Source organism: Fundicoccus ignavus (assembly GCF_009659375.1).
Taxonomy (GTDB): Bacteria; Bacillota; Bacilli; order Lactobacillales; family Aerococcaceae; genus Fundicoccus; species Fundicoccus ignavus.
On record NZ_WJQT01000005.1, the window covers coordinates 29460 to 47763 of the forward strand.

An 18304-nucleotide genomic window follows, 5' to 3' on the forward strand; every position below is an offset into this window, starting at 1 on the left:
TCACTCACAATCATAACTTAATTTTAAATTTATGAGCCACTAGCTGATTGAATCATGATGATTCTTCAGTTGGTGGTTTTTTTTATGTTTATATTGTTGCAAAATACTTTATAAGATACTGATAGCTAATGAACAAAATACGAAGCATAACTATTAAGAATAGCTAATATTTTCTATTAATGTGGATTCTTGCTCTTATTTACTGTACACTTAATATTGGCAAAAAATACCATATATTGTGTTAATGGTTGAACAAACCGCAAAATATGGTGTTCTTTAATGATGTTTTGTAAAAAAGGAGTAATCAAGATGGCTACAGAAATACCAAAGATAATAGAGGCCAGCAAGGCCCAACTGAATAAAGACATTGAACAATTTCCACAAATTTTTCCAATAACGGACGATATGCATATTACGCATAAAGGTGTTTCGCGCATGGTTATGCTTGATCGTTATGCCTTCAAAGATTCAGCTAAGACAACTTTAGCTGTGGGTGATTTAGTCGTTTTAACGGTAAAAACAGATCCTAAGTACCCTGCACGTGGGATTGGAGTCGTACAAGCCCTGGACACTGAACGTCAAGAAGCTTTAATCTGGCTAGAAGAAGAATACCGTGGGACATTGGAAGATCCTGAAGAAAAATTATCTGGCTTGATTACTCGTGCAATTGACACATTAGATAAACCTTTAGAAATTTACTACGAACAAATCGCGAAAAGAAATGCTCGTGGTTTGGCAGCAACCGAAACGGACGAAGCAAAACGCGAGGCTGCTTTTGAACAATTCTATGCACAATTAATGACGATGAACTTTGTTCCTGCTGGACGTGTTTTATATGGCGCTGGTTCTGAAACAGATGTGACTTACTTCAACTGTTATGTCATGCCATTTGTACCTGATTCACGTGAAGGTATTTCGGATCACCGTAAAGAAGTCATGGAAATCATGTCCAGAGGAGGAGGCGTTGGAACTAACGGTTCAACGTTACGTCCGCGCAATACCTTAGCTCGTGGTGTAAATGGTAAATCATCTGGATCTGTTTCTTGGTTAGATGATATTGCTCAATTGACTCATTTAGTAGAACAAGGTGGCAGCCGTCGTGGTGCTCAAATGATTATGTTGGCAGACTGGCATCCAGATATTATTGAATTCATTATTTCAAAAATGCAAAACCCACGCGTTTTACGCTATTTAATTGAACAAGCGAAAGATGAGCGTATCAAAGTTTTAGCAGAGGAAAAGTTAAAATTCACCCCTTTCGGTTTTGCTGAAATTGAAATGTACGAGAATATTGTGCGCTATAAAAACTTCCCAGGTCGTGGTGGTTTCTCTGAACAAACAATTGAAGAAGCTGAAATGAAATTACGTGATGGTGGAACTTATAGCGTTCATAACCCAGACTTCTTGACTGGTGCCAATATTTCAGTCACTTTAACCGACGATTTTATGCAAGCAGTAGAAGCAGATGCAGACTGGGCCTTACGTTTCCCTGATGTAGAAAACTATTCTGACGCAGATATGGCTGCTTATAACAGCGAATGGTCTAAATTCGGTGATGTCCGTGAATGGGAAGCTGAAGGCTATGCTATTAAAACATACCGCACAATTCGTGCACGCGAATTATGGAAGTTAATCAATATTTGTGCGACTTATTCAGCTGAACCAGGTATTTTCTTCATTGATAATGCCAACAAAGATACAAACGCTAAGGCTTATGGTCAGAAAGTTGTCGCAACAAACCCTTGTGGTGAGCAACCACTAGCACCTTATTCCGTATGTAACTTGGCAGCTGTTAACTTAGCGAATATGGCTAACAAAGAAACGCATACCGTTGATTTCGAGAAATTAAAAGAAACTGTTCGTGTGGGTGTACGCATGCAAGATAACGTCATCGACGCAACCCCTTATTTCTTAGAAGCGAACCGTAAACAAGCACTCGGAGAACGTCGTATTGGACTTGGAGTAATGGGCTTAGCCGACTTATTGATTTACACAGAAAACGTTTATGGATCTGCTGAAGGCAACCAAATCGTGAATGATGTGTTTGAAACAATGGCGGTTACAGCTTACGAAACATCGATTGAATTAGCGAAAGAAAAAGGGAGTTTCCCATTCTTAGTGGGTGCAACGGATGAAGAGACACAAGCTTTACGTCAACGCTTCGTTGAAACAGGCTATATGCAGAAAATGCCTGCCCATATTCGTGAAGGGGTTTTAGAGCACGGTATTCGTAACTCGCATCTATTAACGGTTGCACCTACTGGAAGTACGGGTACAATGGTTGGTGTCGCAACTGGTTTAGAGCCATATTTTGCCTTTAAGTATTTCCGTAGTGGGCGTTTAGGTAAGTTTATCGAAGTGAATGCGGATATTGTGTCTGAATACTTGGCTGCGCATCCTGAAGCCGATGAAAATAACTTGCCTGCTTACTTTGTGTCAGCGATGGAGTTAGCGCCAGAAGCGCACGTTGATACGCAAACAGCGATTCAGCATTGGGTGGATAGCTCGATTTCGAAAACTGTTAACGCGCCGAAGGGCTATACGGTGAGTCAAGTTGAGAAAGTTTACGAACGTCTGTATAAAGGCGGTGCCAAAGGTGGGACAGTTTACGTAGATGGTTCGCGTGACTCGCAAGTCTTGACTTTAGCGGCCGAAGAAAACGAAGTGAACACCATTGAATTGTTCGATATGGAAGAAGCGCGTATTGTGGACGATAAGAATGAATTACGTCAATTAGTTGAACTGGCTGAGACTGAACATTACCTAACAAAGGGTCATACAGATGATGTTGTTTATGGTTCTGATATTGGTGATACTTGTCCGATTTGTCGTCAAGGTATCGTGGAAGATATCGGTGGCTGTAATACTTGCGTCAACTGTAACGCACAATTACGTTGTGGCCTATAATTGTCATTAACTAACGGCTAGACTCGTTCTCATATGGGTCTAGCTTTTTTATTACAGGAGGGAATTTTATGCAAATTTATACACGCACCGGTGACCATGGCACCACTCGCATCATCGGAGGAAAATCGGTTTACAAGAACAGCGCACAAGTCGAAGCTTACGGGACTGTTGATGAACTCAACAGTTTACTCGGCATGCTCGCTAGTCATCCCGACTGCTGGAGCGAATTACAAGCAGAAATCATGGGCATTCAACAATTACTTTTCGACTGCGGCAACGATTTAGCCACACCCGAACACTCGGCAAAATATGATTACAGACTGTCTGGTGATCACGTCACCTGGTTGGAAAGTCGTATCGACGAATACTCACCCATCCCACCTGCGATTGAATCGTTTATTCTGCCTGGCGGCAGCTCACTAGCAGCCTTAATCCACTTCGCTCGTACGGTCACCCGCCGTGCTGAACGTTGTATTGTCAGCTTGCAACAAGAACAAAGCATCAACATGGCTTGCTTGAAATTCGTTAACCGCTTGTCTGACTATTTCTTTGCTTTAGCTCGCCTAGCCAATCACCATGCTGGCGTAGAAGATGTGTTATACGAACGGAGTGGGAAGGTTTTCCACAATGACTTGACGAAAGACCGTATTCCTAAATAACTAACTATAAATCACTTGCTAATCTAGCCGATGGGTCGGGACTTTCGACTAGAATAGAGGCTAATCTAGCCGATGAGTCGGAACATTCGACTAGAATAAAGGCTAATCTAGCCGATGGGTCGGGACTTTCGACTAGAATAGAAGCTAATCTAGCCGATGAGTCGGAACATTCGACTAGAATAAAGGCTAATCTAACCGATGAGTCGGAACATTCGACTAGATAAAATGGACCCTATAGAATGGACAGTGATTTTTAACAAAGGATACTTTGGTTGGACACTAAGCGCAGCTCACCGTAGTGGTTTGCCACAGCGGTACCAAGGGCAATTGGCGCAGCTGCTCTGACCATGAGCACAACGAAGTAGACAGAGCCTAGCCAATTGAGCTGAAAAAGCACGAGCGTAAGTGAGGCTTTGGAAGCGACCACCGCCATGGCAAGCCACTACGATGAGCGAAGTACAAAGCTTGATAAATCAACATAAACCTTATAATCACCTAAACACAATAAAACACCGCTACCATCAATTCTGGGGGAACTGATGATAGCGGTGTTTCGTTTATATTGTGTGTGGTTGACTGTTGCGACGGACGATTGGTTAATTAAGCCATTAATACTTCTTTGCTTGCTGCATAGATACGTTGATAGCGCGCATAAGCTGCTTCATATATCGCAACATTCTCGCGATTTGGTTGAATGACTTCTGCGACTTCTACGAATCGTTCTGAACAAGCTTCTAGATTCTCGAACCATCCTAGACCAACAGCTGCCAGCATTGCTGCACCTAAGCCCGGACCTTGTTCGGATTTCAAGACACTAATCGGCGTGTTGAACACATCTGCTTGAATTTGTAACCAGGTGCGATTTTTTGCTCCCCCACCGACTGAAACGATGGTTGAAAATTCTTTGTTAGCCACTGACTGCATTAAGTTAAAAGAATCTTTCAAGGAGAAAGTAATCCCTTCTAAGACACTACGTGTAAAGTGCCCTAACTCATGACGAACATCCATACCGATGAAGCTCCCACGAATGTTTGCATCATTATGAGGCGTCCGTTCCCCTGTAATATAAGGACTAAACAATAAACCTTCACTACCTGCCGGAATTTCATCAATGCCAGCCAGTAGTTCATCAAAACTTAACGCCTTCGCAAAGGTGCGCTTAAACCAGTTCAAGCTATTCCCTGCTGATAGCGTCACACCCATTGAATAGTACTGTTGAGGCACAGCATGATTAAATAAATGCAGGCGGCCTTGATAATCTTTCTGAGCAGTGTCTTCCATTGATAAGAAAACGCCACTCGTGCCAATTGAACTCATCCCGATATCAGCTTTCACAACACCTGAACCAACCGCGGCACAGGCATTATCGGCACCACCCGCAAACACTTTAACCGGCTGAACAAATCCATAACGCGCTGCTAATCCTGCTTTGACTACCCCTGTCTGACCTACCGAATCTACCAAAATAGGAAATTGCTCGATCTCCAAATTAAAGCGTTCCGCAATTAACGGTGACCATTCAGCTTTTTCAACATCTAACAATAAAGTGCCAGCTGCATCGGATAAATCCATATGATACTCGCCGGTTAGCCATAAGCGTAAGTAGTCTTTGGGTAATTGAAAACCTTTAGTGGCAGCCCATATATCAGGTTCATGTTCTTGCACCCATAGTATTTTGGGCAAAGTAAAGCCTTCTAGGGCCGTATTCTTGGTAATCGCCAATAAGTCTTCACCCAAGGTTTCAATAATTTGTTGACATTGGGTCGTTGTGCGGACGTCATTCCACAAGATTGCATTGCGTAAAGCGCGTCTTTGTTCATCTAGTAGAACAAGACTATGCATCTGTCCTGAAATGCTGATGCCAGCCAGTTGCTCCTTAGCGTCCGGAACATCCGCTACCAAACGACTCAAGACAATATCCATGGCGTCCAGCCAAACTTGAGGGTCTTGTTCGCTGTAGCCCGCTTGCGGAGAAAGTGTCGGATAATCCGTACTTGTCTCATAGACTATTTCACCCTCAGGATTCACCAGTAAACCTTTTAGTGAACTGGTCCCCAAGTCAATTCCTAATACATAAGCCATCCAAATACTCCTTTCACCTCTGGCTGAGAATTATAATTCACCCGTAATGTAATCATTTAATTGTGATTTAACCATCTCGATGTGACCTGATTTTAACTCAATGTTCTCAATTTGTAAGGCATAGTTCGTTAAGCTTTCTAAGTCTTCTTTATCCGCTAGAATGTTCTGACCTAGTTCTGATTGGAAGCTTGCGTAACGGTCTGCCTTTAAATCTTCTAAGAAACGGTCTTCTCTTAAGCGAGCCGCTACTTTCAAGCCTTTAGCAAAAGTATCCATCCCTGCAATGTGGGCCAATAATAAGTCTTCCATCGCAAAACTTGAACGACGAACTTTCGCATCAAAGTTAATCCCACCTGGCGCAATTCCGCCATTTTCTAATAATTCTAACATTGTAAACGTTGTGTCGTAAAGATTCGTTGGGAATTCATCTGTATCCCAGCCTAATAACATGTCTCCTTGGTTGGCATCAATTGAACCTAAGGCATTATTGATTCTTGCGACTGTTAATTCATGTTCAAAGGTATGACCTGCTAAAGTCGCATGGTTCGCTTCTAAGTTTAATTTGAAGTCACCTTCTAGGCCATATTTCTGAATGAATTGTAATGAAGTTGCCGCGTCAAAATCATATTGATGCTTAGATGGCTCTTTGGGTTTTGGCTCAATTAAGAATTGAGGTTTATGGCCAATTTTCTCTGCATAAGCCACGGCCATTTTAAACATACGTGCGACGTTGTCTAATTCAAAGGCCATATCAGTATTTAATAATGTTTCGTAACCTTCACGACCGCCCCAGAACACATAGTTCTCGCCGCCTAATTTTTTCGAAATATCTAAACCTTTTTTAATTTGAGCTGCTGCAAAAGCATAAACTTCCGCGTTGTTTGTTGAAGCCGCACCGTTATTGTAACGTGGATGGCTAAACATATTCGCCGTATTCCACAATAATTTGATGCCTGTTGCGTCCATTTTTTCTTTAATTAAGTCGGTAATTTCATCGATATTACGGTAAAACTCTTCTAAGCTATCCCCTTCAGGTGCAATATCCACATCATGGAAGCAAAAGTATTCGACGTTTAATTTTTCTAAAATCTCGAAGAACGCTTCAACGCGATTTTTAGCTGTTTCCATTTCAGTTGCGCCAAACCATGTTCTTTCGTTAACAGGTTTACCGAACGGATCACTACCGTCTTGATTCATTGTGTGCCAGTAAGCCACACCGAAACGTAAATGTTCCTTCATTGTTTTGCCTGCGACTACTTCATCCGGATTGTAGTGACGGAAGGCAAAAGGATTTTTAGTGCGGGGTCCTTCGTATACTATTTTTTCAATATTTGGAAAATATGTCATGTCATTCCCTCGTTTCTAGTTGGTTAGTATTCTGGTTGCTATTCTGACATCGAAGGCTTTTAACGCTAAATCGCTCGTTAAGTTTTCGCCTGTGATTAAGTCAGTGTAGCCTGTGTAATCCAGTGTTGTTTCAACAGCTGTATCATTGTGGTTCATAATGAAGACGAAATCTTTACCGTCTTTCGTACGTGTTGTCACTTCGACACCCGCCGGTACATCTTCCATTACCGGAATGTCATGTTCATTTAAGAGTAATTGCACCACCTGGGCTGTTAAATCTGCGTCAGCTTGCGTGCCAATGTAGTAAGCAGTTCCTTTTCCGTATTGATGTTTCGTTACGGCTGGCATGCCTGCATACCAATTGCTGGCATAGTTAGCTAAAGATTCTGCACCTTCTAAGTGAATTAGATCGCTGACCAAGACACCTTGGTATTGTCCTTCAAGGACATCCGCAGATGCTGAGGCAATCGCATTATGTGCCGTTGGTGCCAGCGCATCAATTTCTTCTACCCAAATACCTAAGACATCACGTAAAGGACCAGGGTAGCCACCTAAATGCACATTGTCGCTTTGATCCACGATTCCACTCATGAAGGTCGTCAAGAAGCTACCGCCTTTTTCAACGAACGCTTCAATCTTCTCAGCTACGCCTTCTTTGACCATATAAAGTACTGGCGCAATAATCACATCATAAGCTTCAAAGTCTGAATCCATGTGTAACATGTCCACTTGGACTTGTTTCTTGTAAAGCGCGTTATAGTAGTGTTGAATTTGGTTCACATAGTATAAGTCCACGTTAGGTCCACTTGTAAATTCAAATGCCCAGTAGTTATCCCAGTCAAACAGAATCCCAACTTTAGAATCAGAACGCGCGCCAATCAATTGATCGCCTAAAGCAGCTAATTCTGAACCTAATTGGGCAACTTCACGGAAGACGCGTGTTTCTTCGTGTCCCACATGCTCGATGACGGCACCATGGAATTTCTCACAGCCACCTTTTGTACGACGTAACTGGAAGAATTGGACAGTGTCCGCACCATGCGCAATCGTATGATAACTTTGAACACGCATGCGGCCGGGTGCTTTCAAGGAATTATAAGGTTGCCAGTTTTGTTGACTTGGAGTTTGTTCCATCAACATAAAACTTTGACCATCTTTCAAGCCGCGCATTAAATCATGCATCATCGATACATGAGCCCAATCGGGTTCATAACTTGGATAACTATCCCAAGATACGATGTCCATTTCTTTCGCCCATTTGAAATAATCCAAACCTTTATACGCGCCCATTAAATTGGTTGTCACAGGCGTTGTTTGATCAAATTCACGAATGGCTTCGCGTTCCATAATAAAGTTATCGAGTAGACTATCCGATTGGAATCGCTTATAGTCCACAGCGATGCCCGCAAAAGCTGTCATGTTGTCACTAATCCCATCCCCTAAATAACTTGGTGGGACAATATCGTCGAAGTCATATAATGTATGGCTCCAGAAATCCATGTTCCAGGCTTCGTTGACTGCTTCAATCGTGCCATATTTCTTCTCTAACCAAACACGGAATTCACGTGCACAATTCTCACAGTAACAATCCGCCGTATACTCATTTGAAATATGCCACACTTTAACATGCGGATTATCGCCATAACGTTCAGCGATTTTAGAAACTAAACGCTTCGCATATTTCTGGAAACTTGGACTGTTCGGACAGTGATTATGACGGTGACCATACTTATGTTCACGACCATAAAAATCAGTTCGGTTCACATCTGGGTACTTGCGCGATAACCAAGCTGGCATCGCGGCTGTTGAAGTACCTAAGACAATATCGTAATTTTCTTTTTCTAACATTTCCATAATCTCGTCTAATTCAGAGAAATCATAGACTGCTTCCGAAGGCTGTAGTTTAGCCCAAGAGAAGACATTGACAGTCGCCGTATTAATATTCGCTTTTTCAAAGATACGCATATCTTCGTCCCAAACCTCACGTGGCCATTGACCAGGGTTATAATCTCCCCCGTACAGAATACGATCAAATAGTTGTTCTGACATAATTGCCTCCCAATTAATTTAATGTAAGGCTAGCTGATTGCGCTAGTCCATTGAATAATGTTCCTAATTCGTGAGCGGTCGCTTGTTCACCTGACGCTGTCACGTTACGTAATAAAACATTGAAGTTCGTTAAACCTGGTGCATCGACTGTAATTGCCTGACCTGCACGGCTAACAGTTACGTTGGCTACTAAATCACCGTCTTTTGTATAAATAGCCGTTTCAGCGCTCGCGCCATCCGCTAATTCAAAGACATGTAATGTTACAGCTTCCGCATAGTCATAGACTGCTTGGTTATCAACGCTACCAATTGCTAGCACTGTATTTGGCTTAACTAATAACGGTAAGTTGAAATAGTCATATTTTGCTTGGTGGAACTGTGAGCCTTCATGTACTTCGTTCGTTAATAAGTTCGTCCATTTACCTGCTGGTACATAGAAATCAACGATGCCTGCTTCATTGAAAACTGGTGCTACGAGTAAGTCTTCCCCTAACATATATTGACGATCAAGCGTGTGTGTAGCTAAATCTTCTGGGAATTCTAGTACCATTGAACGCATCATTGGGATACCCGTTGTGTGCGTGTAAACAGATTCTTTCATTAAGTAAGGCATCAAGTTCAGTTTTAATTTCGTGAACTTACGTGACACATCAACTGCTTCCTCACCGTATAACCATGGCACTTTATACTCCCAGCTACCGTGGTAACGGCTATGAGAAGAGAGTAAACCAAATTGAGTCCAGCGTTTGTAAATATCTGGCGTACAACCTGTTTCAAAACCACCAATATCGTGACTCCAGTAACCGAAACCACTCATACCAAAAGATAAACCTGCACGTAATGATTCAGCCATTGATGGATAATCTGACGTACAGTCACCCCCCCAGTGAACTGGGAATTGTTGTCCACCGACAGTTGCTGAACGCGCAAACAAGACCGCTTCTTTTTCACCACGACGTTCGACTAATAGGTCAAAAACTTCCTTGTTATATAATTGCGTATAGTAATTATGCATACGATGTGGGTTAGAACCATCATGATAGACACAGTCTACTGGAATACGCTCACCAAAGTCTGTCTTAAAGCTATCGACACCCATATCTAATAAGGCACTTAATTTATCACGGTACCATTTAGCTGCCGCTGGATTTGTAAAGTCAACAACTGCTAAACCAGCTTGCCATTTATCCCATTGCCATACATCACCATTAGATCGTTTAATAAAGTAACCTTTCTCCATTCCTTCATCAAACATTGGTGATTTTTGACCGACATAAGGGTTGATCCATACACAAATCTTCAAGCCTTTTTCTTTCAAACGTGCTAACATTTTCTCTGGTTCTGGAAATGTTCTCGAATCCCAAGTAAAGTTACTCCACTCAAATTCTTCCATCCATAAACAGTCGAAATGGAAGACTTCTAAAGGAATATCGCGTTCAATCATGCCATCCACAAATTCTGTCACGGTTGCTTCGTCGTAATCTGTTAAGAAAGAAGTACTTAACCATAAACCATAAGACCAAGCGGGTGGGAAAGCAGGTTTACCTGTAAAGGCTGTATAGTGCTCTAAGACTTCTTTTAAGTTATCGCCAGCAATAATGTAATACTGCATCACTTCGCCTGGCACACTGAATTGAACTTTCGATACTTTCTCGCTTGCAACTTCAAAACTCACTTTATCTGGCGAATCAACAAACACGCCATAGCCGCGGTTGCTAATATAGAAAGGAATATTCTTATAAGCTTGCTCTGTACCCGTCCCACCATCTTCGTTCCAAATATCAACAGTTTGACCGTTTTTAACAAATGGAGAGAAACGCTCACCTAGACCATAAATTAACTCGCCGACACCAATCCCTAATTGTTCACTGATATGCGCTTGTTTTTGATCGTCGATGACATACGCTTGACCACGTGGCTTGCTTTCAGTTAATACTTCGCCTTTGTAGCGGAATTTTAAGTGGAAGCCTTCACCTTTACTCGCTTCTAAAGATAAATCACCATTTGTGAAGACGTAGGCTTCTTCCGTTTCAGTAATCTCTGGTTTAACAAGATCTTTAAATAATTCAAAGTCTGGTCCATGATTAATGCCACCTTTGTGGTGATATGTTTTCACTCCAATAATGTTTGGACGTGGTGATGTCACTTCAATCGTCATCATACCGCCATCTAAAGACATACCTTTATGGCTTGTATAACGAAAGGGTGCATATAAAATTAATGTATCTTCTGTTGAACGTGTCGTATAGACGTGTGCTGGAAAATCTACTTGATAACCCTCTTTAAATAACCAACCACCGTTTGAGTATTTCATTCAATAACCTCTTCTCTTTATTTTTGATTTGCTGATGTTTTAATTAATGTTTGCGCCGTTCTGGGCAATTAAATCTTGATACCAGAAGAAACTCTTCTTAGGTATTCTGGCTAAATCTTTTTCACTTTCATCATCACGATTCACATAGACAAAGCCATAACGTTTTTTGTAACCATTTAACCAGCTTAATAAATCAGTGAAAGACCACGCACAGTAGCCGATCATCTCGACACCGTCGGTAATTGCTTTACGCATTTCCAGAATATGCTCATTTAAATAGTTGATACGAACGTCATCTTGAACGCTGCCATCTTCTTCGAGAATATCAATCGCGCCTAAGCCATTTTCTGTGACAAAAATAGGCAAATCATAAGTCGCATACACTTCACGCAAAGCCACTCTGAAGCCAACTGGATCAATTTCCCATCCCCACTCTGTTGTTTTCAAATGTGGATTAGAGACCGTTTCAAACATTGGAATTTCCGGTGACTGAGCTTGTTCATCTTTTGGCTGCATTAAGTATGGGTCTGTCGCAGAGAATTCTTTGATTTCAACGTCTGTTTCGCTTGTATTCTCAATACGATTTTCACGCACTGTTCCGCCATGGTAATAGTTGATGCCCAAAAAGTCTGGCTTAGCGGATGTTAATAACACATGATCTGCTGGCGTTACTTCTGGTGCAATTCCTAAGCGTTCTAATTGCTTATACATAAATTTCGGATAAGTTCCTTTACAGTAAACATCCATCCACCAACTGTTGTTAAATTCATGACTATTCGCAGCGGCTAGAATATTTTCTGGACGGGCATTTAAACCGTAGGTCGGACCATAACCAAAACTTGGCCCTATTTTGCCATTGGGTAGCATGTCATGGAACAAGTTAATCGCCTCGGCGTTGGCCAAGTTGATGACATGGTTTGCTTGATACATACGTTTTAAATCCGACACTTTCGGCGGATGTGTTTCCCAGCGATAACCCATAGCTGTGAACACGTTTTGCTCATTGAACGTAATCCAATGCTTCACTTTATCGCCGATGGCTTCATATAAAGCTTGGCAATACTTTTTGAAAGCTGGAATGATTTCGCGTGATTCCCAACCACCGTATTTCGTCTGGAGAGCTAAAGGTAAATCCCAATGATACAGTGTTAAGACGGGTTCTACGCCGTTCGCAATTAATTCATCGACTAAATCCACATAAAATTGTAAACCAGCTTGATTAATTTCACCTTCACCGTCTGGGATGACACGTGACCAAGCAACTGAAAAGCGATAGGCTTTCAAGCCCATCTTCGCCATCAACGCGACGTCCTCTTTATAACGGTGATAATGATCGATGGCGACATCGCCATTGGTTCCTTTAAAGGTTTTGCCAGGAATCTTTGAAAATTCGTCCCAAATTGAAGGTCCTTTACCATCCGCATCGAAGGCGCCTTCTACTTGATAGGCAGCTGAAGCAGCTCCCCACAAGAAACTTTCTGGAAATTGATCAAGTTTTTCGTAAAACATTTAATACCCCTCTCTATTCTCAAGGTTTGCGAGTGCCTGTTGGATTAAACCTAGAGCACCTCTTAAACCTGCTTCATTGAAATACTTACATACGACTAATTCACAACGCATATGTTCCCAGTTAGGATCTTTAGCTAATTCAGCTTCAATCGCCGGAATTAGAATAGGATTGGCACTAATACCGCCACCTAATAAGATTCTTTGTGGATTGAAGAAGGTTGACGTGTTAAAAATGACAGCTGCTAAGTGAGCTATCCAACGGTCAAATACAGCTTTAACGCCTTCGTCTTCTGCCATTTCCGTAATTATATTGCGCGCATCGACATAGGCATCTTCCGCTAATTGCTTGTATGCTTTATAGGCTAGTACCAACGAACTTGTGGCTGCATATTCATGCGAAGTGCGATAAGGATCGGTCGCCACATTGATATGCATTTGACCGAATTCACCTGCACGGTAGGTATTGCCACGATGTAATTCACCATTTAAGACGATAGCCCCGCCGATACCAGTGCCAATCGTAATCAATAGAAAATCTTTGACACCTTGCGCATGACCGCTCATTTGCTCTGCTAAAGCCGCACAGTTGGCGTCGTTTTCCATCGCCATTGGATATATTCTGTCCAAACCTTTTTGAATTTCTTCTAGAATAAATTCATCGTACAGTTCGTAAAGTGCACCGGCTGTTAAAGCTTTTCCTGTTTCGACATCAATAAAACCTGGCATACTAATGCCGATACCTTTAATGTTATAGCTTGTTTCATAAGTTTGAATTTGTTCAATCAAACTTTTGTAAAAATTCTCTTTCGTATCGAGCGGTGTCTGAAAAGCATCACTTGTCAGTTGTTCTCCCGCTTCACTATAGACCGCATGTTTGATTAACGTGCCGCCTATGTCAAAACATACATAAACCATTCGTGTTCCCTCGCTTATTGATAATTAAACTCTGTAACCGTTACTGGATATTCACATGTTTGCCCATTGCCACTTGCGTATAGCGCAACAAAATTTCCTGTAAAGGCTCCACCGACCTCTGTTGATAAATAGCTCACCTCGCCGCTACCTAATTCTGTTAAGTCGGCGGGTGTTTCCCCGTATGCAAAATAGTAATTCTGTGTATCACCTGAAATTTGTAAGGTAATCGTTTGGCTAGTGTAGAGTGTTTCTGCTTGCACACCACTTAGTGGTCCGATTTGCTTGTTTACGCGCACAACATTGCCTGCTTCTGTTCGCTTAACCGCAATTTCATAGTGATGACGCGCATTTAGGAAAATGGTTAAACCAAATTCTTGGTCCAATTGTAATTCTGGAATGTCAAAGGTCGCACGCGCTTCAAAGACAAACTCCTCTTGGCGTCGCCCATACCACGCCATCTCACTTTGACTCGTCAAATTAGACGCATTCCCTAATAACTGTAATTGGCTACCATCGCTCGTTGGTCGAACTAAATGATCGTTCTTCGCGAATAAATAAGTCCATTCAAGTGCCTTAAAGTTATCAATCCTTGCGGCCTTTTCTTCACGAACTGCTGGTAGTGGTGCATCAATGATGGTCGCCAATGAACCATTCTCGCCAAAGACTGGCCATTTATTTGCCTCCCATGTCACTGGCACTAATGAAACTTCGCGCCCTAGCACATGACGAGGCGGGAAAATTGGCAAGACACGGATCCCCAAACACACGGCCCACCAATTATCGTGTTGATCCTGAACTAAATCTGCATGCCCAACTGCTCGAATATCGGTGGCTAAAGAGCGATTCGTTAAGACTGGATTGTGTTCGTAAACCTCATAAGGCCCTTCTAACTGACGACTACGCGCCATCGTGATCATATGCTCGTAAGTCGTCCCGCCCTCAGATATCAATAAGTAGTAATAACCATCTTGCTTATAAATATGTGGTCCTTCTGGATCACGCCCACCGGCTCCATTCCAAATGTCTACACGCGGCCCTAATTCACCAGTCGCTAAATCGAGCTCACGAATATAAATCGCTTCGTGCGTTCCGTTGTAGTAAACCTTACCGTCATCATCAATAAACAAAGAAGGATCAATCCCAGGTGTATCTAACCAAATTGGGTCCGACCACTCACCGTGAATATCATCCGTCCATAACAAGAAATTCCCGGTTGCAAAATCATCCGTCGATACATTTGTACACAACAAGTAAAAACGCCCCTCATGGTAGCGCAAAGTCGGTGCATACAAGCCCAACGCATTCGGAATCGCTGTCGAAAGCGTCAACTGTGAAGGACGGCTAATCCCATGACCAATTAATTCCCAATCAACTAAATTGCGACTATGATATACCGGAATACCTGGGAAATATTCAAAGCTACTCGTTGCTAAATAAAAATCTTCGCCCACACGGCAAATACTTGGATCCGGATTAAAACCACGGATAATTGGATTTTCACATTTCAAACTAAAACCTACCCCTCATCTTCATTGACAAAATAAGACTCCACACGCACAAAGCGCTTAATTGCCAAGCTTCAATTTACCTTTTATCTTCATCTTAAGTGTATGTGATACCGTTTTCAGTTTGAACGTCTAAATTAGACTTTTTACCCTAAAAATTAGCTATTTAATGCAGAAGGATTTTTATGACAGTCCAGCTTGCGGTTTGGCTGGCGAGGTTGCAGCTTAATGGATCGTCTGTGAGAAAGCCACGTGCCATTGGAGACTTAATGGAACGTCACTGGGGGGACCACGTGCCATTGGAGGCTTAACGGAACATCGAGAATTGGTCAGAATCTAGCCAATACACAAAAAACATACGCGTCAAACCTATTCTTTCTTGCAAGGAAACCAAGGCGGTGTCGTTCTCTAGCGTTCACGACGATTATACAAGAACCGCAACCCTTGAGATCGTGTCGGTCAAACCGACCGACACTCCGCTTGCTCTTCGTTCTTAAGAGATGTAACAGAAAATTCAGTGATGTAAATCTTTTGCATTTTTTATTTGCATCAAGTAGCAACGCGAAGTAGACAGAGCCTAGCCGATTGAGCTGGAAAAAGCCCAAATGTCAGTGAGGCTTTGAAAGCGACCACCGCCTTGGATAAACAATAAGCTGAGCGAAACATAAATAAAAAAAGCCTGACAAAACAAGTTCTTACACCCATTTCATCAAGCCGTTTAGCGCCTATTAATTTAATTAAAAGTTTGCTTCTAGCCAATCCGCGAATAATTGTGGCCAGGCTTGTATGCTTGGTTCAATACCATAAGAGCCGCCTGCGACCGTTTCAATTGTGCCTAATCCCAGTCCGTGCCCACCTTTCGGGAATAAATGTAATTCAAAAGGTATCTCTAATTCACGCATTTTCTGAGTAAATAAAAGACTGTTCTCAGCAGGAACTGCACCATCTTCTAATGTATGCCAAATAAAAGTGGGTGGTGTATCAGCCGTCACACAGTTTTCTAAAGAAACTTGTTCCTTGAATTGTTCGTATTGCTCTGCGAGTAAGGATCTAAACGATCCTTCATGCCCAAATGGACCGCTTGAAAGAACGGGATAAGACAGTAACAAACCATTCGGTTGCCACTCCTCTTTCGCTCCAGTCATTAATTCTGCTAAAAAGTCTGCTTGCCAGAAAACACCTAGACTCGCAGCCAAATGCCCTCCCGCCGAAAAGCCGGCAACAATAACTTTATCAGGATTAATGTGCCATGCGTCTTGTTGTTGGCGTACCAATTGAACTGCCTGAGCCAACTCGGTCAAGGCAGTTGGAAACACCGCGGGCTTAATACTGTAATGCAAGACAAAGGCTTGATAGCCTAGGCTCATCATTTTAATCGCAATCGGTTCTGCCTCGCGGTCCGATAGAAATTCATAGCCGCCACCTGGACAAATAATCACAGCGGGACGACGACGATTTGCATCGATTTCTTCAGAGTTGTCGATGACATAGGTTGTTAGAGTAGCTGCATTTAATTGAATTTTTTCATGTTTCATCTGACAAACCTCACTTCATCGTAATCTTGCAAACAATCGGGAAATTACTGTCTAACTCTGGACACGAAATGTTCAAGCCAGACGCATCTTTAGTCCAAGACAAGTCACCTGTGTAACCTAATATTTCCACCAAATCGACAATACCATGGAATTCTGGTAAGTTTTGATCGGCCGATTCAGCTAAAGAACGGATTTTCACTTTACCATCGGTAGGCGCTTCTAAAACGAAAGCGTACAAGGCTTCACCTTTCACGGTAAAACGAATATCTTCTGAAGTATAGCGTTTCGTATTTTGGAATTGGCCTGAAACGACTTTGGTTGGACCTTCGCCGGCTTTGCGCCAAGGTTTACTTTCATAAACGCCTTCGCCGTTAATGTTTAGCCAGTCACCGATTTCTTTAAGAATGCGTTGGTCTGTATCTGGAATCGAGCCGTCGCCTTTCGGTCCTACATTTAACAGTAAGTTCCCGTTTTTGCTGATGACTTCAATTAAATCGTGCAGAATTTCCTTGGTTGCTTTATAGTCTAAATTCGTCGTGTAGCACCATGAATTGTGCGTAATCGCTGTGTCCGTTTGCCAGTAGAAAGGCTGGGCGTCCGCAAATTTGCCGCGTTCAATTTCAACAATGCCGCTACCGAACATCATCGCGTCGTGCTTATAACAGATGCCGACTTTGCGCCCCCATTCAGCACCGCGGTTATAATAGTAAGCTGCCAACAATTGTAGATGCGCTTTAAAGGCATCATGTTGAATCCACCAGTCAAAATACAATAATTCAGGCTGATACTTATCAATTAATTCAACCGTACGGAATAACCAATCATCTAAAAATTCTTGGCTTGGGTAAGGTTCGCTATACAAAGCTTGGTTATCAGGTTCTGGTTGTGCCGGCCAGTAGAAATCACCTTTAACCATTGGCTCCTTGATATCACTTTCAAATTCTTGACCATGTCCCATAAAGAACCAATGCTCGGCGCGGTGAGAGGACGCACAGAAATGCAGATCTTCAGCTTCAAAAGCTGTCTTCAATTCTCCGAGAATATCTTGCTTAGGTCCCATTTCAACCACGTTCCACTTCGATAAATCACTCTGATACATTTGGAATCCATCGTGATGTTCGGCGACTTGAAATACATATTTTGCACCCGCGTCTTTAATCATTTGCGCCCACTGTATTGCATCAAATTTCTCAGCAGTAAACATCGGGATAAAATCTTTATAGCCAAATTCGGTATGCGATCCATAAGTGGCCACATGGTGCGCAAATTCAGGGTGGTCCTGAATGTACATGTTACGCGAGTACCATTCATTGTTAAATGCCGGCACGCTGTACAAACCCCAATGAATAAAAATGCCAAACTTTGCTTGTCTAAACCAATGAGGTAACTCAAAATTGCCTAAAGACTGCCAATTCGGTGCATACGGTCCTTGATTGGCAACTTGTTTAATACCTTCAATTGTTATCATATTGTCACTCCTTT

12 protein-coding genes are annotated in these 18304 nt (G+C 42.3%); 3 read left to right on the forward strand and 9 right to left on the reverse strand.

Annotated features, from left to right (window positions below; genetic code table 11):
* Window positions 1-309 precede the first annotated feature (309 nt).
* Together GF867_RS05175 and GF867_RS05180 are read left to right on the forward strand one after the other, a co-directional pair.
* Window positions 310-2907 (forward strand): vitamin B12-dependent ribonucleotide reductase, encoded by a 2598-nt coding sequence (locus GF867_RS05175; RefSeq protein WP_153832046.1) that lies wholly within the window; start codon window positions 310-312, stop codon window positions 2905-2907.
* A 68-nt stretch (window positions 2908-2975) separates the two neighbouring features.
* The gene (locus GF867_RS05180; protein WP_153832047.1) at window positions 2976-3566 is read left to right on the forward strand and encodes a cob(I)yrinic acid a,c-diamide adenosyltransferase; all 591 of its coding nucleotides are present in this window, start codon (window positions 2976-2978) and stop codon (window positions 3564-3566) included.
* A 600-nt stretch (window positions 3567-4166) separates the two neighbouring features.
* On the opposite strand, the gene xylB is transcribed toward GF867_RS05180, so the two are convergent.
* Genes xylB through GF867_RS05215 form a run of 7 tightly spaced genes read right to left on the reverse strand, consistent with a single transcriptional unit; the run spans window position 4167 to window position 15290 of the window.
* Window positions 4167-5648 carry a xylulokinase gene (gene xylB, locus GF867_RS05185; RefSeq protein ID WP_153832048.1) on the reverse strand — a complete coding sequence of 494 codons (1482 nt, stop codon included), beginning with the start codon at window positions 5646-5648 and terminating at the stop codon, window positions 4167-4169.
* Window positions 5649-5678: 30 nt separating this feature from the next.
* Window positions 5679-6995: a xylose isomerase gene (xylA, locus tag GF867_RS05190; protein ID WP_153832049.1), complete on the reverse strand. Its 1317-nt coding sequence runs from the start codon at window positions 6993-6995 to the stop codon at window positions 5679-5681.
* Between the two features lie 15 nt (window positions 6996-7010).
* The gene (locus tag GF867_RS05195; protein WP_153832050.1) at window positions 7011-9044 is read right to left on the reverse strand and encodes a beta-galactosidase; all 2034 of its coding nucleotides are present in this window, start codon (window positions 9042-9044) and stop codon (window positions 7011-7013) included.
* A gap of 13 nt (window positions 9045-9057) precedes the next feature.
* Entirely contained in the window at window positions 9058-11358 is a 2301-nt protein-coding gene (gene yicI / locus GF867_RS05200) for an alpha-xylosidase (RefSeq protein ID WP_153832051.1), read from the reverse strand.
* Between the two features lie 39 nt (window positions 11359-11397).
* Complete coding sequence (locus GF867_RS05205; protein WP_153832052.1) at window positions 11398-12867, reverse strand: glycoside hydrolase family 1 protein; 1470 nt, start codon at window positions 12865-12867, stop codon at window positions 11398-11400.
* Window positions 12868-13782, reverse strand: coding sequence for an ROK family protein (locus GF867_RS05210; RefSeq protein WP_153832053.1), 915 nt, complete (start codon window positions 13780-13782; stop codon window positions 12868-12870). It lies immediately after the preceding gene.
* A 14-nt stretch (window positions 13783-13796) separates the two neighbouring features.
* Window positions 13797-15290, reverse strand: a complete 1494-nt coding sequence (locus GF867_RS05215; protein WP_153832054.1) for a glycoside hydrolase family 43 protein — start codon at window positions 15288-15290, stop codon at window positions 13797-13799.
* A 182-nt stretch (window positions 15291-15472) separates the two neighbouring features.
* Between GF867_RS05215 and GF867_RS14185 the strand changes: the two genes are divergently transcribed.
* Window positions 15473-15598, forward strand: a complete 126-nt coding sequence (locus tag GF867_RS14185; protein WP_301538503.1) for a hypothetical protein — start codon at window positions 15473-15475, stop codon at window positions 15596-15598.
* A gap of 426 nt (window positions 15599-16024) precedes the next feature.
* Here the strand turns inward: GF867_RS14185 and GF867_RS05220 are convergent, their stop codons facing one another.
* On the reverse strand, window positions 16025-16822 hold the full coding sequence (locus tag GF867_RS05220; protein WP_153832055.1) for an alpha/beta hydrolase: 798 nt from the start codon (window positions 16820-16822) through the stop codon (window positions 16025-16027).
* Between the two features lie 10 nt (window positions 16823-16832).
* On the reverse strand, window positions 16833-18290 hold the full coding sequence (locus GF867_RS05225; protein WP_153832056.1) for an alpha-L-fucosidase: 1458 nt from the start codon (window positions 18288-18290) through the stop codon (window positions 16833-16835).
* Window positions 18291-18304 lie beyond the last annotated feature (14 nt).

Coding starts and splice junctions, on each gene's coding strand:
- GF867_RS05195 (WP_153832050.1), bottom strand. CDS start 9,044: ATGTCAGAACAACTATTTGATCGTATTCTGTACGGGGGAGATTATAAC.
- GF867_RS05220 (WP_153832055.1), bottom strand. CDS start 16,822: ATGAAACATGAAAAAATTCAATTAAATGCAGCTACTCTAACAACCTAT.
- GF867_RS05210 (WP_153832053.1), bottom strand. CDS start 13,782: ATGGTTTATGTATGTTTTGACATAGGCGGCACGTTAATCAAACATGCG.
- xylA (WP_153832049.1), bottom strand. CDS start 6,995: ATGACATATTTTCCAAATATTGAAAAAATAGTATACGAAGGACCCCGC.
- GF867_RS05180 (WP_153832047.1), top strand. CDS start 2,976: ATGCAAATTTATACACGCACCGGTGACCATGGCACCACTCGCATCATC.
- GF867_RS05225 (WP_153832056.1), bottom strand. CDS start 18,290: ATGATAACAATTGAAGGTATTAAACAAGTTGCCAATCAAGGACCGTAT.
- xylB (WP_153832048.1), bottom strand. CDS start 5,648: ATGGCTTATGTATTAGGAATTGACTTGGGGACCAGTTCACTAAAAGGT.
- GF867_RS05175 (WP_153832046.1), top strand. CDS start 310: ATGGCTACAGAAATACCAAAGATAATAGAGGCCAGCAAGGCCCAACTG.
- GF867_RS05205 (WP_153832052.1), bottom strand. CDS start 12,867: ATGTTTTACGAAAAACTTGATCAATTTCCAGAAAGTTTCTTGTGGGGA.
- GF867_RS14185 (WP_301538503.1), top strand. CDS start 15,473: ATGACAGTCCAGCTTGCGGTTTGGCTGGCGAGGTTGCAGCTTAATGGA.
- yicI (WP_153832051.1), bottom strand. CDS start 11,358: ATGAAATACTCAAACGGTGGTTGGTTATTTAAAGAGGGTTATCAAGTA.